The sequence below is a fragment of the Alteromonas sp. CyTr2 genome, assembly GCF_947311905.1.
Classification (GTDB): Bacteria; Pseudomonadota; Gammaproteobacteria; order Enterobacterales; family Alteromonadaceae; genus Alteromonas; species Alteromonas macleodii.
The window spans coordinates 1-20,356 of the sequence record NZ_CAMZMZ010000007.1; the positions used below are offsets into that span (position 1 = coordinate 1).

Genomic DNA, 20,356 nt, shown 5'->3' on the forward strand with positions numbered 1-20,356 from the left:
AAATCAATATGAGGCGGACATGAAGAAATTGAAAAAAGTAGCTTAACTGGGTTGGTCAATTTTGGTTGACCACGTCAATACGATTGAAATTCGCGTGGATAATGAATGGAGAAAACAAGAAAACAATGCCCTTAGAAAAGGGAGTGACTCTGCATTCTTTTCTCATGTCGCCCTCACGTATTCACCGGCGCAGATTGAAGGGTTAAATCTGGTGTTGGCAGTCGATAATTTGTGGGATGAACGCTTTGAAGAAATCCCCGGGACACCGGGCCGTGGCGATCAATATTCTGCCACCGTAACCTATTTTTGGTAAGGACGGCGCAATGATAGCTAATTCTCCTCATACTTTGGACGATTTTGCTGGACGTTGGACGCTGACGCGCAAAATCATCCAGCGAAATGGCGATGTGTTCGCCTTTATGGGCGAGGCTGAATTTAGCTGGCTGGAAGGCAGTGAGCACGAAGAAAGTCGCGCGTTAGCGTATTTTGAAAATGGTGAGGTTACTGCGCCAAACGGCCACGTAATGCCTGCCGAGCGTCGCTATTTCTGGCAGCAGCTTCAAACGGGTTTATTTGAGGTGTTATTCGACGATAAGCGCTATTTTCACTCATTTAGCGCTACTAACCCAAACGCTGAGCACTTATGTGGTGACGATAACTATGTGGTGCGTTATGACTTCAGTACGTGGCCTGTATGGCGCTCAACATGGAAGGTCATTGGACCTCGCAAAGACTACACCATGATAAGTAAGTATAGCCCTGCGTAGTGGACGCTCTCTTAAGGCTTAGGGGCGTTCCTGTTTTTTGGAGTATTGATGAGACATCCAAAGCGCTAAAGCGATGATGGCGCCGCCAAGAAACAACCGAGAGAAGTCTGTGTCTTTTTGCCAAAGCAGTAAATTAACCACAAGACCTGCTGGAATAAGCGCGTTATTCATAATGGCTAACGTACCACCAGACACTTTTAGTGCACCTTGATTCCAAAAATAATACCCAAGCCCTGACGCCACAATACCCAACCATAGCAACACGCCCCATTGTTCAGGGTTTTGTGGCAGCTGACTCGTGTTGCCGAATAGGGAGAACGCAGGTAGAGCAACGGCCAATGCACCTAAATAAAACCACGCGAATACGTTGTGATAGGGCATTTGGGTTTCAAACGTTGAAGTCAGCTTTTTATAACCCACTTGTCCCAAAGCAAAACAAAGGTTAGCACCTTGAACAATAGCAAAACCAAACCAGAAATTTTCACTAACACCATTGAAGCGAATTATTGCTGCACCTGCGGTGGCGATAAGTGCACACAATAAATAAAACGGGGTAAACCGCTTAAACAGGGCGTCATTTAAAATGGCTACATAAAGCGGCGTGAATATGGTGAAAAGTAGCACTTCTGGTACAGTTAAAAACAAAAACGCGTGGTAAAAGAAGATGTACATCAACCCTAACTGCACAGCGCCTAAGCTTGCCAGAATCGCTTTTAGTTTAGTGCTCAATAGAGCCGGCTTTAGAAAAGGAAGGAAAACTACGGTGGCGAGCACGATCCGTGTTAACACTGCAAAATAACTATCGACCGAACCTGCCAAGAACTCGCCTATGAGCGAAAAGGAAAATGCCCATAGGACAGTAACGGCTATTAAATAAATCACACGCTGCACTTCTTTGAAAGATTAACCGCGCCGTAAAATAGGTTATCGCCGCTTTTATATCAACAGTTAGCTTCTTCATTGCCGATAATTTTAGTGAATAGAAGGATGCCCGGAGTTTATTATTCCAACGGTGTTCTCATTACCTTTTCTTCTGCCATACCTTCACCCTGTTAACATAAACCTAGCCCCTCTCAATACGTGTTTCAGACGTATTTCTTATCACGGGAGCTTCGCAATCGTTAGGAATAGTGCAGCCATGACTTTCTTGAGAAAGAGAATGGCCTATTAATGTTGGATACAGCCACGCACCAAAGCAAGCGCCAAATATTGGTGCAAAAATAGGAATAATGAAGTACGGGATATCCTTTGCACCGGAAAGTGAATACTCCCATCCTGCGAAATAGGTAAAGAGTCGCGGTCCAAAATCCCTTGCGGGATTCATAGCAAATCCGGTCAATGGCCCTAAAGAAGCGCCGATAACGGCGATTAGAAGACCCACGAGGAGTGGATTCATAGCTCCTCGCGGAGCGCCGTTTTTTTCGTCCCCTAACGCCAATATTGCGAACATTAAAACTGCTGTGATAACGAATTCAACACTGAAGGCACCCCAGAATGAAAGTGCTTCGTGAGGATACGTTGCGAAAATGCCCGCAGTAGCGAGTGCCCCTATGCTTTCTCTTGATAGGTTGTGCGCAAGTTCATAGTCAACAAAAAGTTGATAATATAGGCTGTAGATAAGAGCTGCAGAACAAAATGCTCCCAAAAACTGGGACGCTATGTAGGGCGCGACTTTGTGTTTTTCAAAACCGTGGAACATTGCGAGTGCTATGGTCACCGCGGGGTTGATGTGGGCACCCGAAACGCCAGCAGTACAATAGATGGCAATGGACACGCCCACGCCCCAAAGAATACTCATTTCCCACTGGCCGAAGGAAGCACCTGTTAATACCAATGCTGCCACTGCGCCAACGCCGAAGAATATTAGAATGCCTGTGCCTACAAATTCAGCAATACACTGCCGGACAAGTGTTGGTTCCGAGAGAGGTAACATATGATTTCCTTTTTATTATAACCCGTACAGTGCATGAGTAGAAAAAAGAGGACAAAGTTACGTGCTAGCAAATGTAGGCGAATACCGCTTCTAATGAGCGCGATTATATCATTACGCTAAATAACTCATTTGTCGTAAGTCGTTTTTCTAAACTGCTTCCAATGTACAATTAAGAGAAAATCATCATAAAACGAACATAAACGAACTGCAAATGATCAAAATCGAATATTAGTGGCTTTTTGTATATGTTATTGCGTAAAGGTAGGGGCGTATAAATACACTTCTTAGTGGAGTATAGATATCTCCGAATTACCATTGTTGCTTTTGGCGTCGCAATCACCTTTTAACTCACCCGCCTCTTCAACTAATGCCGTCATGGCATCAATAATATCTAGGAAACTCGACAGTTGTTCTGGCGTTAGGCCGTTAGATAAGTGCTCGATCTTATTAATAAGCTGTTTAGTAGGTAAGCGCATAGCGTCAAAATCTCGTTGTTTACGTGTTTAAATTTCGTTTCTTTTAAATGTCTTTCAAGTTGCTTGCCAAGATGCGAATTATTGCGTTCAAAAACCTTGTTAATAGATGGCAATTTATGTCGCTGCGCAATGTTAGGTGACAGATGACTCATCAACGGATTCTTATTGCTTCAATGCGCGTCCAGTGTCATTGTAGAAATTCAGTTTTTTTACCCGTTATAAAAAAAGGATGAAGGCAATGACAGATACAAAAAGAAGACAATTTTTAGCAACCGCAGGAGCGCTAGCTTCACTATCTGCATTGCCGGCTTCTGCACAGGCAAACCCCCGTGCTAGCGCTGAGTTACCACCTATCCTTCACATGGTTTACTTCTGGCTAAAAGACCCAGCGTCGACAGAAGATAAGCAAAAGCTTATTGACGGTTTACAATCGTTGCGCGCCATTCCACAGGTTCACTCGCTCCACATTGGCGTGCCTGCGAATACACTCAAGCGGGATGTTATCGATAATTCCTTTGACGTCTCTGAGCTTATGTTTTTTGAAAGCGTTGAAGCACAAGATGAGTATCAGCTTCATCCTATCCATAAAAAATTCATAGAAGACTGCGCTCACTTATGGCGCGAGGTAGTGGTACGCGATTCCATATCGGTTTAACTATCCGTAATTCCCAAAATAATATATCTGTCGATGTTATACGGAGTCTTTAAGCGTGCTGAAACAAGCCCTTAGTTTCGCGATTTAAAATGCGTGATATGATGTCAGTAAAGACATGATAAACAACAATTTGAGCGCTTTAAGAAGGACCAAGAAAATGCCACATATACGCGCAAGAGGTATTCAGCAAACTGTATTAGAGAAAGTCGCAGTGGATATTGTTGAGCAGTTTGCGAAGCTCACTGATACCCCCAACGATCACTTCACGGTAGAGCATATTGCGAGTCAGTTTGTTGCGGCTGGTGGAGCCTCATCAGGCTATCCTTTCATAGAAGTGTTGTGGTTTGATCGCGGGCAAGATTCCAAAACTGCGGTAGCTAACCTTATCGATGAAGCGCTTCGTCCGTTCGTAGGAAAACATACGGACATTACCGTACTTTTTGAAGACCTAAACGGCAAAGATTATTACGAGAATCGCGAGCACTTTTAGGGCGTGTGCTCAATACTTAACGTGTTGAGCAAAGGCCTCTGGTAGTAGGTTGAACGAAATAATACGCTTTAAATTGTTCAAGTCTTATTATCAGTGTCGCCCGAGACAAATTTGACAGAGACAGACATGAACAACGTTAAAATTATAGGTGCCGGCATGACGAAGTTTGTTAAGCCAGGTAGCCAGTTACCCTATCGCATTATGGCTTCGAATGCCGTGGAATCAGCCCTTAAAGATGCAGATATTGATAAAAAGCATATTCAGCAAGTTTTCGCATCTTATATCTATGGTGACAGCACCTGTGGCCAACACGCTTTTTACGACGTGGCACAGCTTGGCGTGCCAGTTGTCAATGTAAATAATAATTGTGCAAGTGGAGCCAGTGCTATTTATCTTGCCCGACAAGCAATTCTTTCCGGAGAGGTCGACTGCGCTGTAGCTTTTGGTTTTGAGGAGATGCAGCCGGGAGCTTTGGGCAGTCATTGGCAGGATAGAGAAAGTCCGTTTGACCGTTTCACGCCTGTTTATGATGAGTTTGATGTGCCTCCAGCTCCTATCGCGTTGAGAGCGTTCGGTTCAGCTGGCAAGCACTACATGGAAAAATTCGGTGTAAGCCCAAACCTTTTTGCTGAAGTTTCGGTTAAGTCTCGACAGCACGCTATCAACAACCCTTTTTCTTTGTTTACTTCTTCACTTAGCGTGCAAGAAGTGCTAACAGACAAGGTGATTTTCGATAGCTATTTAACGCGAACAATGGCTTGTCCACCTACCTGTGGCGCTGCAGCAGTTGTGTTGTGTAGTGAAACATTTACCAAGAAACACGGCATAACAAATGCGGTGTCTATTCTTGGACAAGGAATGGCTACGGACACTATTGATTCTTGGCGTGACCCCATTTCAGCGGTGGGGAGTGAGATGACAAAAATAGCATCTCACAAGGCATACGAGGCTGCAGCGGTCTCTCCAAACGATATAGATGTAATAGAGCTGCACGATTGCTTCACAACGAATGAGATTATCACTTATGAAGCACTTGGGTTGTGCCTTGAAGGTGAAGCTGAAAAGCTCGTCATTGACCGAGACAATACCTATGGTGGTAAATACGTTGTTGGACCGTCAGGTGGTTTGATGTCAAAAGGCCATCCCATCGGGGCGACGGGTATAGCGCAGTGTGTTGAACTATCGTGGCATTTAACTAACAGAGCAGGGCAGAGACAGGTAGAAAATGCAAAGCTTGCTCTGGCGCATAACATAGGTCTGGGGGGCGCGGCGGTAGTGACTATCCTTGGCGCCGACTAGCTTACAATACATGCCCAGCAGCAAAATGTAGCCGAACCGTGTTTGGGCTAGACGGGCTCGTTGAGCTAAAAAGAAGCTTTCGCTCAATCACAGATTCGGTGTGCCTTACTCGGTATTTGGCGAAGTTGGGAAGGTGATCATTACGTGTAGCTGGTCACCTTCGTAATTGACGTTAAATGTTCCATTCAGCGCTTCTACCAGTGCGTTCACAATCGCTAATCCAAGCCCGTTTCCTTGTGAATGACTTTCACGCCAAAATCGTCTTGTCATGTACGCTAGCGTTTCAGTATTAAGCGTTGCATGATTGGAAACGCGAATAACAAACTCGTTGTCGTCTTCTTCAATGACTATTGAAATCGGCATTCCTTTAACACCATGTTGACGGGCGTTATCTATTAGATTTTTCATGACAATAGTGAATGCGAATACGGGGATGTGTGATAGTCGTTTTGAAACATTGGTATGAACCTGAATGTCGTTGTTTTCACAGCCTAACTCTGTCAGCAGGTTGCTAAGTTCTTTAGACAGTTCCCACGGTTGCACATGCTGCTCAATTGGCGCTTTGTCTACTCTTGCCAGCAACAGCAAGTTTTCTAATAAGCTTTGCAAGCGACGTGCACTAAATAAACTCTTCTCAATGGCACGCTGTTGCGTTTCTCCTTGCGTGACTTTTGCTACCTGTAGTTGACTAATAATGCCCGTCAAAGGTGTTCTTAATTCATGAGCAGCGTTATCGGTAAACGCTTTTTCCCTTTCAATAGCGTTTTCAAGCTTGGTGAACAACTGATTCTGGCTATCAATTAGGGGAGTAATTTCTTGCAGGTTATGCCTTAACCGAATTGGATTTAAATCGTTTGGTGAGCGATTGGTGATGGCGTCTTTTAGTCGCTGAAGCGGCCTCAACTCTCTTCCTAAGGCAAACCAGATCACAAGCAGCGAAACCACGAGGGAAATGAGTGTTGGAAGGGCGCTGACGATTACCATCTGGACAAATATTGCATGTCGCTCAGAAAGCTTTTCAGCGATAGAAATGGTGTGCTTTTCTGTTTTTAAAGAAAATACCCGCCACTCGATGTTTTCAACAATAACGGTATCAAGTCCCGATGGTAGCGTATCAGGTAGTGTTAGCTCTTGAGGGTGGCTATTAGCAATAATTTCACCATTTAACGCGCTTATCTTACAGGCAAGGCCTTTTAAGGTGCCCGCATCGTTGAACGTACCGTTTGGGGAAAGCCCCAAGTTGCCCACTGAATTTTGGTCGGACAGCATAAGGTTATTCATCATTCTTGCTGTGGAGGCAAGGCGGCTATCCATGGCTTGGTTTATCTCGCTTTTCAGCTGGGTAATAGAGAAATAACTGGCTGTTAGCCACAAGACAAAAAATACAGGAGCAATAATTGCGATGAGCTTTAGTCGAAGACTCATGTTTCTTATTCCTGCTGATGAGCGAGGCGGTAGCCCAGACCACGTTCCGTGATAATGATATGTTTACCCACTTTTTTTCTAAGATTAAATAAATGCACGTTTAAGGCGTTGCTATTCACATCATCGTTGACGCCATATAAGTAGTCTTTAAGCTGTGCTTCACTTAAAATTCTGCCTGGGTTTGATAAGAATAAATACAGAAGTTTCAGTTCACATGCAGATAAGGATAACTGTTCGCCGCGCACTTCTACGCGTTTGGCTTTAGCATCAAACGTAAGCTCTTCAAACTTCAATATCTCGTGTAAATGCTGATCTTGTCTTCTCGTTACGCTGTAAATTCTCGCAATTAACTCTTCAAAGTCAAAAGGCTTTGTCACGTAGTCATCTGCGCCTTTGTTGAGCCCCGTCACCTTATCTTCAATGGCATCTCTTGCCGTTAAAAGAATGATTGCCATTGGCAGCTTTTTCTTCCTGACTAACGATAACAATTCCAGTCCGCTTCCATCGGGTAGTGCGATATCTAACAAGCACACGTCAAACTGGTTGATTGATACATAGTGCTTAGCCTCACTTAACGTGACGGCGTGGGTGACTTGCATGAGTTTGCTTTGAAGGTAAACACATACTGCGTCTGCAATAACGAGGTCGTCTTCAACGAGAAGAATATTCATAGTTTTTCACAAAGCGGTTTGATGCGTAGAAGCTAATGGGTGAACATTAATATTAAATTAATCTTTGGTAATTAGTTTACCAGCTCAAACTTACTAAGTGCATTTAACGTGAATACGATCAATTTAGGCCCTTTCGCTATGATGACCAGCACCGCATTAATTATTGCGGGTGTAATTATTTTCTGGAGCCTTGTCGGCTATTTGGCAAGAGCCAGTAAGCAGAAGAACGAAGTTACTGACACTATATTCTGGTCTATCGCAGCAGGGCTAGTTGTGGCACGTTTAATCTTCGTCATAGATTTGTGGGAGATTTATCAAAAAGACTGGCTTTCCGTACTCAATATTAGAGATGGTGGTTTCAATAGCTATTCTGGATGGTTTGCGGGCCTAACGGTTCTTTTGGTTAGAGCAAAAAAGCATCGTCAGCTTATGTCGTTTTATCTTAAATCTGGGGCTATCACCGCGGCTGCGTTGTTTCCACTAGTTGTAATTCAAACCTTATATAATACCTCTCCTAGTCCGCTAAATATCAATGCTCAGACTTCAAGTGGCGAGTATCAATCACTAGAGCTAAATATCGGTAAACCTGTCGTCATCAACTTTTGGGCTTCATGGTGCCCTCCGTGTCGCCGCGAAATGCCCGTTTTAGCGCGGGCACAACAAACGCAGTCAGACGTAAAATTTATTTTTATCAATCAAAGCGAAGCGCCCACGAAAGCAGAGCGCTTCTTAATGAGCCAAGGTGTTGACCTTGAAAATACTTACTTTGATTTTGCAGGCAATATCTCAAAAAGCTTTGGCGCATATGGCCTGCCAACTACGTTATTTTTCAATGCAAAAGGCGAGTTAGTTGACCGCCACATGGGGGAGCTGTCTGAGGCTAGCCTTCAGCATTACCTCCGTCCTCTTCTCAAGTAAATTAAGTACCTCAAGGAATAAGAATGCTAAAAGTAGTCTCTTGGATGTTAGCTTTCTCTAGCTCATCATTCGCCACTGATAGTGAGCTTCCAAAGCCTCTCAGCATCGTTGAAAAGCAAGGCGGAGAGGTGATAAGTCGCTTTGATGCGCCATCCCAAATGACAGGCTATGTCATTGACTTCAAAGGTAATGCAATCACGGTTTATGTCACGGAAGATGGTCAGTATATGTTGGCTGGAAAAATGTTCGACGCAAACGGACAAGATGTTGGAGCTAACGAATTAAATAACTACATAAACGGTGCGCAAAGCGAAAAAATATGGCAGCAGTTGAGTGAGTCGAGTTGGGTTTTAGATGGTAACCCTAATGCTAGTAGAGTTGTCTATGCCTTTACCGATCCGAACTGCCCTTATTGTCAAAAGTTTTGGCAGCAGGCCCGACCGTGGGTTGACGCCGGTAATGTTCAAATTCGGCATATCCTGGTCGGTATATTGAAGGCTGATAGTTATGGAAAATCTGCAGCCATTCTTAGCGCAGAAAACCCTAGTGAGATTCTTCACAACCATGAAGCTGGTCAATTAGCGCTGCTTAAGCCTTTGAATAACCCGACACCAGAGGTGAAAAAGGAGCTTGATGACAACCACAGGCTTATGCGACGACTGAGCCTTTCCGCTACGCCTGCCATTTATTTTAGGGATGAGTCTGGTGCTGTGAAATTACAAATGGGGCTTCCGACCACAGCTCAATTAGAAACAGTGCTAGACAATTAAAGATAAAGGGAGAGACGGAATTAACAATGAGTACAAAATGTTCCCTTAAGTCAGGAGCTACATTTACTATTTATCTCAGATAAAAACCTTCAGTAATCTCATTTGAATCGTTTACGTATATTACTAATCAAAATTAAAGAGATATCCGTACATGAGAAAAGTTGTTATTGGAACCCATGATGAAGGGCTTAAAAGATTAAAGACGACAGACGTTGACGAGCCTCAAACAGTTGGAAGTAAAGAAATTAAAGTACGTGTTCATGCGAGTTCATTGAATTACCATGACCTTAGTGTTGCTAATGGCACTATTCCTACGGCGCAGAATCGTGTACCCCTGTCTGATTGCTCTGGCATCATTACTCAAGTTGGTGAGGACGTTGATGAGTTCGAGGAGGGCGATCATGTTGTGTCGACATTTTTTCCGGATTGGCTGAACGGTGAACCTAGGTGTAGCGATTTCAGTCGAACGCCTGGTGATGGCCTTGACGGATACGCAACAGAATATGTCGTTCGACCAGCCACATGGTTTACTAAAGCTCCACAAGGATGGAGCCATGCAGAGGCCGCCACAATTACAACGGCAGGGTTAACAGCGTGGAGAGCATTAGTTGTTGAGGGTAAGCTTAAAGCTGGCGACAAGGTGCTGTTGCTAGGTACTGGCGGTGTCTCAATATACGCACTTCAAATAGCCAAAGCGATGGGGGCATACGTTGCTATCACTTCCTCCTCGGATGAAAAGCTTGAAAAGGCTAAAGCCCTTGGCGCTGATTTCATCGTGAACTATAAAGCAGAACCCGAGTGGGGGAGTGCGGTTAACGCGTGGAGCGGAGAGAAAGGTGTAGACCACGTTGTGGAAGTGGGAGGGCCTGCTACCTTAGCACAGTCAATCAATGCGTGTCGTGTGAATGGAAATATTGTCCTTATTGGCGTATTGACCGGCGTGAAAGGAGATGTTCCAACAGCAGCGCTGATGGCAAAGCAGATCAATCTTAAAGGGATTATTGTTGGGAGCAGGGAGCATCAAAATGACTTCGTAAATGCCCTAGAGGCGAGCGGAATAAAGCCTGTAATTGATACAAGTTTTTCACTCGATGAACTCGCTAAAGCGTTTGAATATGAGGTTAATGGCAAACACTTCGGCAAGATTTGTATTGATATCTAAGAGTTCTGGCATTGTTTGTGACGCTATCAAAGTTAATGGTTTGCAAATCAAGTGATGCATTGATAACAAGACTTCTTTGTCAAAGCTGGATCATTGGCAGTTAGGGAGCCACTTGAATTAAATGATGATGATGGATTAAGTGTGCCAGCGGTGTTTCGCAACAGACTTCAAAAGCAAAAAGCCTTCCACACGGAAGGCTTTTTAATATCAATTATGCTCAGACTTAGACTATGTAAAAATGCTAATTTTTACTCAAACTTAACCTTCATCTGGTTGAGCTAAATGTTCCAGCCTTTCTTCAACCTAGAATATAGGTAGCGCCATACGCACAGGGCAAAAACGATAAACGCGCTGTCTATAATGAGCGAGTTCATGACTAACGAACTAGGGTAGTGAACAGCAAAGTGAGTAATGGCCAATACAACTAACAAGGCGGCGAGACAATTCAACAGCACCAAGTGAGTTTTCATAAGCACTTTTTGCATTAGTGAAGCGATAAGAATAGCTGTCAATGTTACCCAGAAAACAGGTTTTGTGGGCAGCGCCAGCGTTAACTCTAACAATGCAGCCCAAATAAATGCGATAGGCGTGCCCCACACAAAACCGAGCCAAAGCTGGTTTAAGGCATCTTGCTTAGCGCGTTTTGCCAGCCACAAATTTATGCCGGTAACAGAGATAATGGTTAACGCGAACCCCATTAATCCGAAGAATATCTTCATTGCTTCTGGACCAAAGTGGCCGAAGTGTATGCGATATACAGAAAATATCGCTTGTTGGCCAGCATCACCATCTGAATAACCGACTTTATCGATGTATTGTCCACTGGCATCAAAGCGGTATTGTTCTGAATAAATGAGCTTATCCAAGTGCTGAGAGCCGAGCAAAATATACTGATTGTCTTTGGTCGCGTTTTCCAAAGTAACAAAAATGGGCTGGGTATTGGGCTCCATTTTCATTATGTCGGTCAGCGCTTTTTCTATATTCGCAATGGCTGGCTGATGTTCAAGCTGAATTGATGAACCATAAATGTCGGCAAACAGATCAAGCTTGTTTCCTTCATATAAGGTATCGGCATAAATGGACGTTAAAAACGATGCTAAACCAAAATAAACGCCGGTTAGTGCAATCATCAAGTGAAAAGGCAAGCCCCACACGCTCATTCTATTGTGTAAGTCGCCTTGTGTAAGTTGCTCGTTGTTACCTGTTCGCAAGCGAAAGGCATCTTTAAAAATACGTCTGTGAGCAACAATGCCAGAGATAATCAATGCACTCAAAATAGCACCCAATACACTGACGGCCATCATTCCGATGTCTTCTGGCAAATGAAGAGCGGTGTGTAAATCAACGATTAAATCAGTAATAGGTGTTGTGGATGGTTCACTTAATTCGCCGGTTGGAGAAATATTCCAATACTCACCGTCTGCACTAATGCGTGCGCGTGGCAAATCGTGCGTAGGCAAGCGAATGACAATGTTTCCCTGTGTTTGACCCTCTTTCATTGTGAGAAAGCGTTCATAAGCATTTTGAATGCTGCCAGGGGTGTAATCTAGATTATCTGCAATATGGGGTTGTTCCCACCGCAGAAGTTCTTGAGAGAAAACAGATAAAGTGCCTGAAAAGCACACCCAATACATCAATACACTAACGGCTAGTCCTAACCAAGCGTGACTTTTTAAGGCGCTTTTATTTGCGCTGGGAGAAATAGAAATACTCATTTTATATACTATACAAGTAGAAGTAACTTAACGCGCTAAGTACACTCAACACCCCAACCGGGCGCCATAGTTTACTGTCTGCACACAGCCAGTATGCGCCACATCCCCATAAAAGAGGCATGGTGTAAATTCCAAGTGCAATCTGATTCACTTTGCTCATGCTAAGTGCTGTTGTCCACACTACAGTAACTAACATGGCGCAAATAGCACTTAAAAACACACTGCCAAGTAGTTTTACAAGGGCGTTAAAAGCAATAGAGGTAGACGGGGTAGTCAATCCAGATGCGAACGGTAAATTGACGCGTTTTACATCTTTACTTATTCGTTGTCGGGCGAGATAAATCCAACTCCATGCTTGTAACGAGAAAGCGACCACTGCGTAACAGGTACCTAATTCAGGGCCGTACTCTGTAACCCAAAGGCTTAAACTCGCCAGCATTAACAACAATGCCGAGAGTTTAGATATACGTTTAAAGGCGATCTGTGTGCTTTGCCAAGCGCGGTAAAACAAACCTATCGCCAATGCGCTGCCTAAAAAGGCAGCGATTGACAGCAGCATAACTTAATCCGTTAAAAATTGAATGAAGCAGACAGTCTGAATGTCCGAGGTTCACTTAATACAAGGTAGTTTGAGCCAGGGAAGCCTCCTACCGACGCCCAGTAATTATTGTCAAAGACGTTATCTACACGAGCGCGAAGTGTGATGTCGGTCATTCCTGCAAAGAAGCTGTAACGAACGCCTAGATCGAAACGATTAGATGCATCGACTTCAAGGCTATTGTCGGCACTGGCATATTGTTTCGACGTATAGGCCGCACGTGCATCGACAGTAAGCCCTGGAAGGGCATCAACATCCCACTCAAGATTAATGTTTGCTTGTAAATCAGGAACACCAATGGCCGTTTTGCCATCTAGCGTACCGTCTTGAGTTTTAGTCATTTCCGCATCGAGCCAAGTGAATCCGCCCAAAACACGTAAATTTGAAGTTGGCATGCCAAATACGCTTAACTCAAGCCCTTGGTTTTGCTGTTCACCATCGGTACTGAAAACATTGTCTTTAATAATTGAGCTTTGCTTTGAGGTGTTGAAAACACTCAATGAACCACCGTATTGGCCAGCATCATATTTCACACCTACTTCTATTTGCTCGGCGCTGTATGGGTCAAAAGCTTCACCCGCGTTTTCAATTGGTTCACCACCGCTTGATGCAGGCGCTACCTCACCAGGAAGCAGCCCCTCGATATAGTTGGCGTAATAAGACACCTGTTCTGACGATTTATAAACAATGCCCACAACCGGCGTGAATTGAGATTCGTCGTACCCTGACAACTCATCACCTGTATTGTAATCAAAGGTGCGGGTTTCAATGTTTTGAACACGGCCACCAAGGGTTAAGAGAATTTTTCCATCGTTAAACGAAATCATGTCTGCAAGAGCAAAACTAGAAAGGTCTGTTTTTTCTGTGATTAGTGGGTTGCTAAGGTCGCCACCAATAAAGAAGTCAGCATCGGGCACGGTTGCCGTTACCGGGTTATAAATATTTCCAGCAAAGCCGCTAAAATCTGAAAACGCATAGGCATTTTCAGATTCTAGAAAAAACGTTGATGCAGACGTAATGATCGTGTGTCCCACGCTTGCGGTTTTGAATTCGATATTGAGACCCACTTCACCTGAGCGAATTTCATCATTTCTAACGTTATCAAAACGGTAAGCGGAAAAGTCGCCATTTGCTTCTGCCTGTCTAGGGTTAGCAAACACATTATCTTCTTCACCCGATCTGAAACCATACGCCGCCCATGCAGTGATGTTGTCGGTAAAATCGTATTCTCCTCGAACCGCACCGAAAAATTGACGCTCGTTAGTGTAAGTCCACTCTTGGGCAAAATTGGTGTCGCTGTCAGGCGCTTCTGGAATTGTACTGCCTGGCGTGACTGCAGGGCGTGGTGAGTCAACCTGATGGTCTTGGTAGCCCAAATCCAAAGAAAGACGGAAGTTATCGCTATCGTGATCAATGCCGATAGCAGCAACGCTCAATTCACGATCTTGGTTATCGATGCTTGTTTCGCCGCCTCGTTGTACAAAATTAGCTCTTACGCCGGTACTTTGGCTGTCGTCGCCAAATCTGCGGCTTACATCTGCTGCGCCATACCAATGTCCTTGAGACTCGTATCCAAGCGTAACACGGTTTAATGGGTCGTCGCCCGCGCGCTTAGGCACTATATTCACCGAACCACCTAAGCCGCTCCCGCCCGGTGCTGCGCCGTTCAGAAATGCACTGGCGCCACGGAAAACCTCAACGCGTTCTGACAACTCTGCAGCAACATATTGGCGAGGTAAAACACCATACAATCCGTTGTAAGTCATATCGTCAGAATAAACGGGAAACCCGCGCATTACGTATAGTTCTTGAAAATTACCAAAGCCTTTTGCCACACGAACCACCGGATCGTTTTGCAACACATCGGCGATACTTCTTGCTTGCTGCTCCCTTATGATGTCTGCGGTAAAGTTGGTGCTTGCGAATGGAGAGTCCATCATGTCGAGATTACCTAAAATACCCGCACGACCACCGCGAGATACTTGGCCTCCTGCAAAGCTATCTCGTAATTCAACCTGAGATGCATCAACAGTAATATGCTCAATGTCATCATTATTATTTTTTTCTGTTTGTGCATATACAGGCGCGCCTGCAGACGACAGGCCGATCATCACGGCTAAGGCACTTTTAAGCAAATTCATGGGAGCTCCAAAAATCAAAAGACAACGAATATGATAACTATTTTTATTTTAAAAAGGCAGGGTATGTTCCGTTAAAATATGAATTTCGTCTTTTATTTGAAGAGGACTATCGTGCTTTGTGCCTAGATTTTAGGTAAAAGTCCGCACACGCTTCTATCCATGCAACGTGGTTGAAGGGACGAAGAGAGTAAAATTATTTTGACTCGAGAAGTTTAATCCAGTGATCAAATACGCCCAGATTTTCGAGAATGATCTTAAAACACATTAGTATAGGCACGGCAAGTAAAACGCCTACCACACCCCATAGCCAACCCGTTATTGCTATCCAAATTATGATTATTAATGGGTTAAGCTGCATACTTCTTCCTAGCACCGCAGGCGTGATGAGTTGTGATTCAATAATATTCAATATTAAAAACAGACCCGCAGGCAGAAACGCACTGTTGGTAAGCCCAAACTGAACAAGCCCAACTACCAGCAATACCACACAGCTCGCCACACCACCCAAGTAGGGGACAAAGTTCATCAGCGCAACCAGCGCTCCCCAAAGTAACGCATCGTCTATTCCTAAATAGTAAAACACGCCTGCTGTAGATAATCCTAAGCATGAGTTTATGATGCTGATGGTGACGATATACGAAGACAGCTCCCTTTGAATTTGATCGACCAATACCAGCGTTCGTCGCTTGTTAGTAACTATGGGGAAGTCTCTTACAAAAACATTGAATAGGTTGGGGCCAAAAACCAACAAGAAGAAAATTAAAACAATACAGGCGAGCACCTGTGCCAGTAAAAATGGCGCGTTACCGAAGAGTGTGAGCCCAATATCTATTCCGCTTTGTTTAATTTTGTCCGTCACAGAGTTTGTGTTGTCTTGCGGTGGAGAAATTTCAGGTGACTTCTCATCGTCACCAAACCAGCTAAAGAATGAACGTTCTTTTTCAACGGGTTCAGCTGGAGGCGTTGCATAAGCGTCGATGTTGCTGCTTATCTCTTCAATTTCTTTGGATATCTCGGCAGCAATTTTGGGGAGAGATTGCATCCAGCGTTCTGCCGGTTCAGCAAGCTCTATACCTAAAAATGTAAACGGCGCGACCAGCAAAGCAATCAGGGCTCCTGCTGAAAGTGTGCGAGGTATCAATAACTTGCGTGCGAATGCAACAAGAGGGCTCAAAAGCAGAGCAACAAAGGCGGAAAAGAAAAGAGGAACAAGTAAAGATTTGGCAAGGTACAATGTATAAATGACAGCAAAAATCACAAGAATATTTAGCAGTCTGGTTTGTTGGGCTATTTTGGGGAACTTACCAGCATACTTTGCGTTCCCTTTATCTTGATTCGAGCCAGCGTTGTCCATGTCTTAGCCTTGGTAGAAAGTGATCTTGGTAGAACTTTTACTAGTGATAGCGTAAGTGTTACGAAAATTTAATCATTTAAGTTCAATTACCGCACCGCTATAGAAGTCGCTTTGTACTGCTTTACGTAAATCGTTAGCTAAATAGTGATTTCTACTTTAGTATAATTTTTTCTGCATTATTTGAGCGAATTATGTCTGAGCCAATAAGTAGGGCTCATCTTCTTTTACCGACGACATCCCCTTTCAAGCTCTTATAGAAAACATAACTGGTGCGGTGATATTTGCCGATGATAATCAAGATGCCGCTATTACCATGGGATGGATATTGGAGGCAAAAGGGTGTCAGGTTCAAGTAGTGGAAGATGGGCCATCCGCATTAAAGGCTGTCGCGTCTTTCACGCCCGATTTAGTGTTGTTGGAAATCGGCATGCCGGGTATGAATGGTTACGAATTATGTACGGCACTTCGCCAAAATCGTGCGTTACCAAACGGCACGATGCGCCATAGGGCTTTAAAGCTGTATTGGTTGTCAGCTATAAACCTTCGATGGTGTTACAGGTAACACATTCGATAATATCGCAACGGTGTTGTGATCTTTCTGAGTAAGAAAGGTACTACTAAAACCATGCACGGATTAATTTCTTAATGGAGAGTACTAATGCCCCGCATTACTCGTCGTCACTTCCTTCAACTAGCAGGTTCAGGTTTGCTGGTTGCGCAAAGTCCTTATTTAATGGCAAAGCCTTCGAAAAAGAAAATAGGGGTGGCGCTGTTAGGGTTGGGCAATTACAGCACAAATTTACTCGCCCCTGCCTTACAGGACACTAAACACTGTGAATTACGGGGGATAATTACGGGGAGCGAGAATAAGATCCCGCAATGGCAGCAAAAGTACGGCATTAAAGACAGTAATGTGTACACGTACAGCACCATGGCAGATATTGCGAATAATGACGATATTGACGTTATTTACGTTGTAACGCCTACTGGCACACACGAGGACTTTGCGGTACAAGCCGCAAATACCGGAAAGCATGTGTGGTGTGAAAAGCCAATGGCCATGGATAGCGAAGAATGCCAAGCTATCATAGATGCGTGTGACAAAAATGGCGTGCAGTTGTCGATAGGCTATCGTATGCAGCACGAACCCAATACCCGCACTTTTCATCAGTATCTTGAAACTAAGCCGTATGGAAACTTGACCGCGGTATCGAGCTTCGCTGGTTATGCAGGACAAGGAAGAGCGCCTGACAACTGGCGAATGAAAAAGCACATGGGCGGCGGTGCACTCTATGATATGGGCGTTTACGCGATAAACGGCGCGCGCTTTTTAACGGGCCGTGAGCCATTAGCGGTAACGGGAAGTCATCCACCACAGCGCTTTCCAGAGACGTTTACTGAGGTTGATGAAACGACCTTGTTTACGATGGATTTTGGCGACGGACTAGTGGCCGATTGCGGTACCAGTGTAGTGGAAGGGTTTAACCATTTTAAAGCTGATTGTGAGAAGGGCTGGTATCAACTTAAACCCATGCAGAGCTACAGCGGGGTAACGGGCACCACGTCTGATGGAAAAACGCTGGTTCCTATAAACGGTATGCAGCAAACGCTGCAAATGGATAACGATGCACTGGCCATATTAACTGGACGACAGCCTATGGTGACTGGCAATGAAGGTCTGGCCGATATCCGCATTGTGAACGCTATATTCAAGGCGGCGAAAACAGGGGAAACGGTAGCGCTATAAGGCGTTTTTACGCGAATACGCTACCGGACAGTAAATGCCATTTGCTCACATTACGACTGGGTCTAGCAGGCTTTTTTGTCTCAGCTACCGTTCATCAAGAAGGTTAATCAGCGCGCATAAAGCTAATATATTGAGTTAAAAACTCGTTTTCGTTATACCCTTTAAGTGCGCGTGATAAAACGATACGCGCGCAATTCGCATTGAGTGTATTTTCTCCCGCTTTCATACCATGATGGTAATGAATGTTGTTCTTACCCCAATACTGCCTTTTACCTTTGAGAATAACGTCGCCCACTATCTCTTTTTGATTTGCAGATGCCTTATTCGCGCGCCCACCTTGCTGCGTGGAATGTAGCGACATTATTGAAGACGGATGAAATGATGGCGCATCCTCAAATTGCTCTATCCCTAACGGAAATGCCTTATAAATATCTGCTGGGTTGTAATACCAATGTACCGGCATAGCCAATGCGTCGCCGATAAACGCGTTCTTGAGTGCCGCTTTTGCTCGTTTGATTGACAGTGAAGACATTTCTTTAAGCCTACCTCTTACGCAGTACTGTGCGGGATTGAATAATCAAGTACCTTTAAATTACGCACTGTAGGTCGAAAATGATCGTTCTAATGCTCATCGAAAAGCGACTTGTTGCGGATATATTTTCGCATGTAGTGATAGGTAATTGGGCGTAACAACCAGCTGTGAAGCGACATCAAAAAGCGTTTATGGGTAGGCGTGTTTTCGTAAATTTTATCATCGTGCAGCCACAGCATCTTGCCAACGTGCCAGAAGTAAAAAGGGAAGGGCGGCATAAAGGTTATTACATCTAAATCGCAGCAAATGCGATACGTTCTATGGTGTAGCGTGTAGTGCTTATACCAAGAGCGCGTACCCACTGCGGGCTGTCCGAAAGTCACTACCCTTTTTACTGACTTTGCGTATAAACGCTCAAAGTAATCAGCCATTAATACCGCTACTGCGCCGCCGGACGAATGGCCAATGAATGTAAAGCGCTTGCCTTGCTGCCTAAGTGGTTCAAGCACTTTTACAAGTAGCTCTCTAAGTGGTAATGCTTCATTGGATGTCTTAGTGCTGGAATACATAGGTTGAGCCAGTAGCCGCGCAAACCCCCAGTGGACCCAGAATTTTCTGTTTAACTGATTGAGTTTGTTAGGGATGAAGAATAAATTCGCTAGCCAATCTCTTACCCCCAATGAACCGCGAAAAACGATAATGACCTCTTTTTTATTCTCGACCCACAAGATTCTTACGCTCATTCTGCCGTACTTATCGACTAGCTGGCGTTCATAAAAAGGATCTAAGATTTTTTGGTATTGCTCGTCGGCATCAGGGTAGGCGAGTTGGCAGAGAATGGCATATCTTTCATATTGATAGCGTTTCAATTTCTTCATGAAAACTCGTATTGGAGCATTTAGCGTTTTTGAAGCTGAGCCGTTGAAGACTCTTTCACTGAATACTTCACGCTACAGGGAGTTTATTTCAGTGTTATGACGGGGCGCGTCATTTTTCTTTAACTTGCTCAGAGTAAAGCCCCTTTTCACGGCAATACTCACTTAACTCAATTTCGCTCAATGCTGCTGTTTCTAAAACAATTGCGAACTTTTGCTCTGGTGACCAACCTCTGAACTATTGCTACCTGCCAAACTAGAATCTGCTTGTAAATACTTATCTCGCCATCAATACAAAGTAGATAAGTTGATACTCTCTAGCTTTGCGAATTGGCGTAATGATAAGCCACTTTCAACCAGCTTTCTAATGACGGTTTTCTTATGGTCTTCAGGATAATGCTTCACTAATAACTAACTTACCGCTCCCTGTTATATTTTTATGAAAAACTGAGGCGACAACTATCCTGACACAGGGGGGTATCGGGGAAAGCCTAAAAACGTGATGTTCCATAGCGACTAGGGATGTCATTACACGAGCCGAAAATTCCGTCAGCTAATTTGGCGGTATCGCTTAACACAAAGTATGAGTCGCAGGGGAAATTGTTGGGATATAGCCCGATGGAACGCTTTTTCAGAAGTCTCAAAACCGAATGGGTTCCAACTACTGGTTACCGGAATTTTGCTGAAGCAAAGCAGAAGATTGGTGATTACATCCATGGCTATTACAGCCGACTGAGACCGCATTCATACAACGGTGGTCTAACACCGAATGAATCGGAGAAACGTTATTGGAATAGCTACAACGATGTGGCCAAAATGACTTGACCA

At 44.3% G+C, this 20,356-nt stretch carries 19 protein-coding genes and 3 pseudogenes; 11 read left to right on the forward strand and 11 right to left on the reverse strand.

Going from position 1 to position 20,356, the window contains the following annotated elements; all coding sequences use genetic code 11:
- Positions 1 to 76: 76 nt before the first annotated feature.
- A pseudogene (locus tag QME20_RS05915) lies at positions 77 to 313 on the forward strand (TonB-dependent receptor); the annotation flags it as partial.
- Positions 314 to 323: 10 nt separating this feature from the next.
- Positions 324 to 767, forward strand: a complete 444-nt coding sequence (locus QME20_RS05920; RefSeq protein WP_049588160.1) for a DUF6314 family protein — start codon at positions 324 to 326, stop codon at positions 765 to 767.
- Positions 768 to 785: 18 nt separating this feature from the next.
- Here the strand turns inward: QME20_RS05920 and QME20_RS05925 are convergent, their stop codons facing one another.
- From QME20_RS05925 to QME20_RS05935, 3 genes are all read right to left on the reverse strand, one after another.
- Positions 786 to 1,649, reverse strand: a complete 864-nt coding sequence (locus QME20_RS05925) for a DMT family transporter (RefSeq protein WP_049588161.1) — start codon at positions 1,647 to 1,649, stop codon at positions 786 to 788.
- Between the two features lie 181 nt (positions 1,650 to 1,830).
- On the reverse strand, positions 1,831 to 2,700 hold the full coding sequence (locus tag QME20_RS05930) for an MIP/aquaporin family protein (protein WP_049588165.1): 870 nt from the start codon (positions 2,698 to 2,700) through the stop codon (positions 1,831 to 1,833).
- 284 nt (positions 2,701 to 2,984) lie between these two features.
- Positions 2,985 to 3,176 (reverse strand): hypothetical protein, encoded by a 192-nt coding sequence (locus tag QME20_RS05935; protein ID WP_014977344.1) that lies wholly within the window; start codon positions 3,174 to 3,176, stop codon positions 2,985 to 2,987.
- Between the two features lie 238 nt (positions 3,177 to 3,414).
- On the opposite strand from QME20_RS05935, the gene QME20_RS05940 reads away from it, so the two are divergent.
- The 3 genes from QME20_RS05940 to QME20_RS05950 all read left to right on the forward strand — a co-directional run bounded on the left by QME20_RS05940 (position 3,415) and on the right by QME20_RS05950 (position 5,620).
- Positions 3,415 to 3,831 (forward strand): Dabb family protein, encoded by a 417-nt coding sequence (locus QME20_RS05940; RefSeq protein WP_014977343.1) that lies wholly within the window; start codon positions 3,415 to 3,417, stop codon positions 3,829 to 3,831.
- Between the two features lie 157 nt (positions 3,832 to 3,988).
- The gene (locus QME20_RS05945) at positions 3,989 to 4,321 is read left to right on the forward strand and encodes a DUF1904 family protein (protein WP_014977342.1); all 333 of its coding nucleotides are present in this window, start codon (positions 3,989 to 3,991) and stop codon (positions 4,319 to 4,321) included.
- Positions 4,322 to 4,447: 126 nt separating this feature from the next.
- Complete coding sequence (locus QME20_RS05950; protein ID WP_168534358.1) at positions 4,448 to 5,620, forward strand: beta-ketoacyl synthase N-terminal-like domain-containing protein; 1,173 nt, start codon at positions 4,448 to 4,450, stop codon at positions 5,618 to 5,620.
- Between the two features lie 105 nt (positions 5,621 to 5,725).
- Here the strand turns inward: QME20_RS05950 and QME20_RS05955 are convergent, their stop codons facing one another.
- Together QME20_RS05955 and QME20_RS05960 are read right to left on the reverse strand one after the other, a co-directional pair.
- A complete protein-coding gene (locus QME20_RS05955) occupies positions 5,726 to 7,045 on the reverse strand; it encodes a histidine kinase dimerization/phospho-acceptor domain-containing protein (RefSeq protein ID WP_014977340.1) in 1,320 nt (439 codons plus the stop codon).
- 5 nt (positions 7,046 to 7,050) lie between these two features.
- Positions 7,051 to 7,716, reverse strand: a complete 666-nt coding sequence (locus tag QME20_RS05960; protein ID WP_014977339.1) for a response regulator transcription factor — start codon at positions 7,714 to 7,716, stop codon at positions 7,051 to 7,053.
- A 108-nt stretch (positions 7,717 to 7,824) separates the two neighbouring features.
- Here QME20_RS05960 and QME20_RS05965 point away from each other — a divergent pair, with 108 nt between their 5' ends.
- The 3 genes from QME20_RS05965 (at position 7,825) to QME20_RS05975 (ending at position 10,566) form a co-directional block, all read left to right on the forward strand.
- Positions 7,825 to 8,634, forward strand: a complete 810-nt coding sequence (locus QME20_RS05965) for a TlpA disulfide reductase family protein (RefSeq protein WP_231506568.1) — start codon at positions 7,825 to 7,827, stop codon at positions 8,632 to 8,634.
- 23 nt (positions 8,635 to 8,657) lie between these two features.
- Positions 8,658 to 9,404 carry a thiol:disulfide interchange protein DsbG gene (dsbG, locus tag QME20_RS05970; protein ID WP_014977337.1) on the forward strand — a complete coding sequence of 249 codons (747 nt, stop codon included), beginning with the start codon at positions 8,658 to 8,660 and terminating at the stop codon, positions 9,402 to 9,404.
- A gap of 151 nt (positions 9,405 to 9,555) precedes the next feature.
- Positions 9,556 to 10,566 (forward strand): NAD(P)-dependent alcohol dehydrogenase, encoded by a 1,011-nt coding sequence (locus tag QME20_RS05975; RefSeq protein WP_014977336.1) that lies wholly within the window; start codon positions 9,556 to 9,558, stop codon positions 10,564 to 10,566.
- Between the two features lie 278 nt (positions 10,567 to 10,844).
- Here the strand turns inward: QME20_RS05975 and QME20_RS05980 are convergent, their stop codons facing one another.
- From QME20_RS05980 to QME20_RS05995, 4 genes are all read right to left on the reverse strand, one after another.
- Positions 10,845 to 12,281 (reverse strand): PepSY-associated TM helix domain-containing protein, encoded by a 1,437-nt coding sequence (locus QME20_RS05980; protein ID WP_049588167.1) that lies wholly within the window; start codon positions 12,279 to 12,281, stop codon positions 10,845 to 10,847.
- Between the two features lies 1 nt (position 12,282).
- Complete coding sequence (locus QME20_RS05985) at positions 12,283 to 12,840, reverse strand: hypothetical protein (RefSeq protein ID WP_049588169.1); 558 nt, start codon at positions 12,838 to 12,840, stop codon at positions 12,283 to 12,285.
- Positions 12,841 to 12,851: 11 nt separating this feature from the next.
- The gene (locus QME20_RS05990; protein WP_049588170.1) at positions 12,852 to 15,020 is read right to left on the reverse strand and encodes a TonB-dependent siderophore receptor; all 2,169 of its coding nucleotides are present in this window, start codon (positions 15,018 to 15,020) and stop codon (positions 12,852 to 12,854) included.
- Between the two features lie 193 nt (positions 15,021 to 15,213).
- Positions 15,214 to 16,374: an AI-2E family transporter gene (locus tag QME20_RS05995; RefSeq protein WP_049588171.1), complete on the reverse strand. Its 1,161-nt coding sequence runs from the start codon at positions 16,372 to 16,374 to the stop codon at positions 15,214 to 15,216.
- A 274-nt stretch (positions 16,375 to 16,648) separates the two neighbouring features.
- On the opposite strand from QME20_RS05995, the gene QME20_RS06000 reads away from it, so the two are divergent.
- Entirely contained in the window at positions 16,649 to 16,936 is a 288-nt protein-coding gene (locus QME20_RS06000) for a response regulator (protein ID WP_049588173.1), read from the forward strand.
- A gap of 96 nt (positions 16,937 to 17,032) precedes the next feature.
- Positions 17,033 to 18,121, forward strand: a complete 1,089-nt coding sequence (locus tag QME20_RS06005) for a Gfo/Idh/MocA family oxidoreductase (RefSeq protein WP_281715628.1) — start codon at positions 17,033 to 17,035, stop codon at positions 18,119 to 18,121.
- A 106-nt stretch (positions 18,122 to 18,227) separates the two neighbouring features.
- Here the strand turns inward: QME20_RS06005 and QME20_RS06010 are convergent.
- Both QME20_RS06010 and QME20_RS06015 read right to left on the reverse strand, forming a co-directional pair.
- Positions 18,228 to 18,653, reverse strand: a pseudogene (locus QME20_RS06010) (ADP-ribosylglycohydrolase family protein); the annotation flags it as partial.
- A gap of 89 nt (positions 18,654 to 18,742) precedes the next feature.
- Positions 18,743 to 19,531, reverse strand: a complete 789-nt coding sequence (locus tag QME20_RS06015) for a lipase (RefSeq protein WP_014950619.1) — start codon at positions 19,529 to 19,531, stop codon at positions 18,743 to 18,745.
- A 478-nt stretch (positions 19,532 to 20,009) separates the two neighbouring features.
- Between QME20_RS06015 and QME20_RS06020 the strand changes: the two are divergent.
- Positions 20,010 to 20,353 (forward strand): annotated as a pseudogene (locus QME20_RS06020) (integrase core domain-containing protein); the annotation flags it as partial.
- Between the last annotated feature and the right edge of the window lie 3 nt (positions 20,354 to 20,356).

Bases quoted from the DNA above. Each gene is read 5' to 3' on its own strand.
- QME20_RS05920 (WP_049588160.1), top strand. From the start codon at position 324: ATGATAGCTAATTCTCCTCATACTTTGGACGATTTTGCTGGACGTTGG.
- QME20_RS05930 (WP_049588165.1), bottom strand. From the start codon at position 2,700: ATGTTACCTCTCTCGGAACCAACACTTGTCCGGCAGTGTATTGCTGAA.
- QME20_RS05935 (WP_014977344.1), bottom strand. From the start codon at position 3,176: ATGCGCTTACCTACTAAACAGCTTATTAATAAGATCGAGCACTTATCT.
- QME20_RS05940 (WP_014977343.1), top strand. From the start codon at position 3,415: ATGACAGATACAAAAAGAAGACAATTTTTAGCAACCGCAGGAGCGCTA.
- QME20_RS05945 (WP_014977342.1), top strand. From the start codon at position 3,989: ATGCCACATATACGCGCAAGAGGTATTCAGCAAACTGTATTAGAGAAA.
- QME20_RS05950 (WP_168534358.1), top strand. From the start codon at position 4,448: ATGAACAACGTTAAAATTATAGGTGCCGGCATGACGAAGTTTGTTAAG.
- QME20_RS05955 (WP_014977340.1), bottom strand. From the start codon at position 7,045: ATGAGTCTTCGACTAAAGCTCATCGCAATTATTGCTCCTGTATTTTTT.
- QME20_RS05960 (WP_014977339.1), bottom strand. From the start codon at position 7,716: ATGAATATTCTTCTCGTTGAAGACGACCTCGTTATTGCAGACGCAGTA.
- dsbG (WP_014977337.1), top strand. From the start codon at position 8,658: ATGCTAAAAGTAGTCTCTTGGATGTTAGCTTTCTCTAGCTCATCATTC.
- QME20_RS05975 (WP_014977336.1), top strand. From the start codon at position 9,556: ATGAGAAAAGTTGTTATTGGAACCCATGATGAAGGGCTTAAAAGATTA.
- QME20_RS05980 (WP_049588167.1), bottom strand. From the start codon at position 12,281: ATGAGTATTTCTATTTCTCCCAGCGCAAATAAAAGCGCCTTAAAAAGT.
- QME20_RS05985 (WP_049588169.1), bottom strand. From the start codon at position 12,840: ATGCTGCTGTCAATCGCTGCCTTTTTAGGCAGCGCATTGGCGATAGGT.
- QME20_RS05990 (WP_049588170.1), bottom strand. From the start codon at position 15,020: ATGAATTTGCTTAAAAGTGCCTTAGCCGTGATGATCGGCCTGTCGTCT.
- QME20_RS05995 (WP_049588171.1), bottom strand. From the start codon at position 16,374: ATGGACAACGCTGGCTCGAATCAAGATAAAGGGAACGCAAAGTATGCT.
- QME20_RS06005 (WP_281715628.1), top strand. From the start codon at position 17,033: ATGCCCCGCATTACTCGTCGTCACTTCCTTCAACTAGCAGGTTCAGGT.
- QME20_RS06015 (WP_014950619.1), bottom strand. From the start codon at position 19,531: ATGAAGAAATTGAAACGCTATCAATATGAAAGATATGCCATTCTCTGC.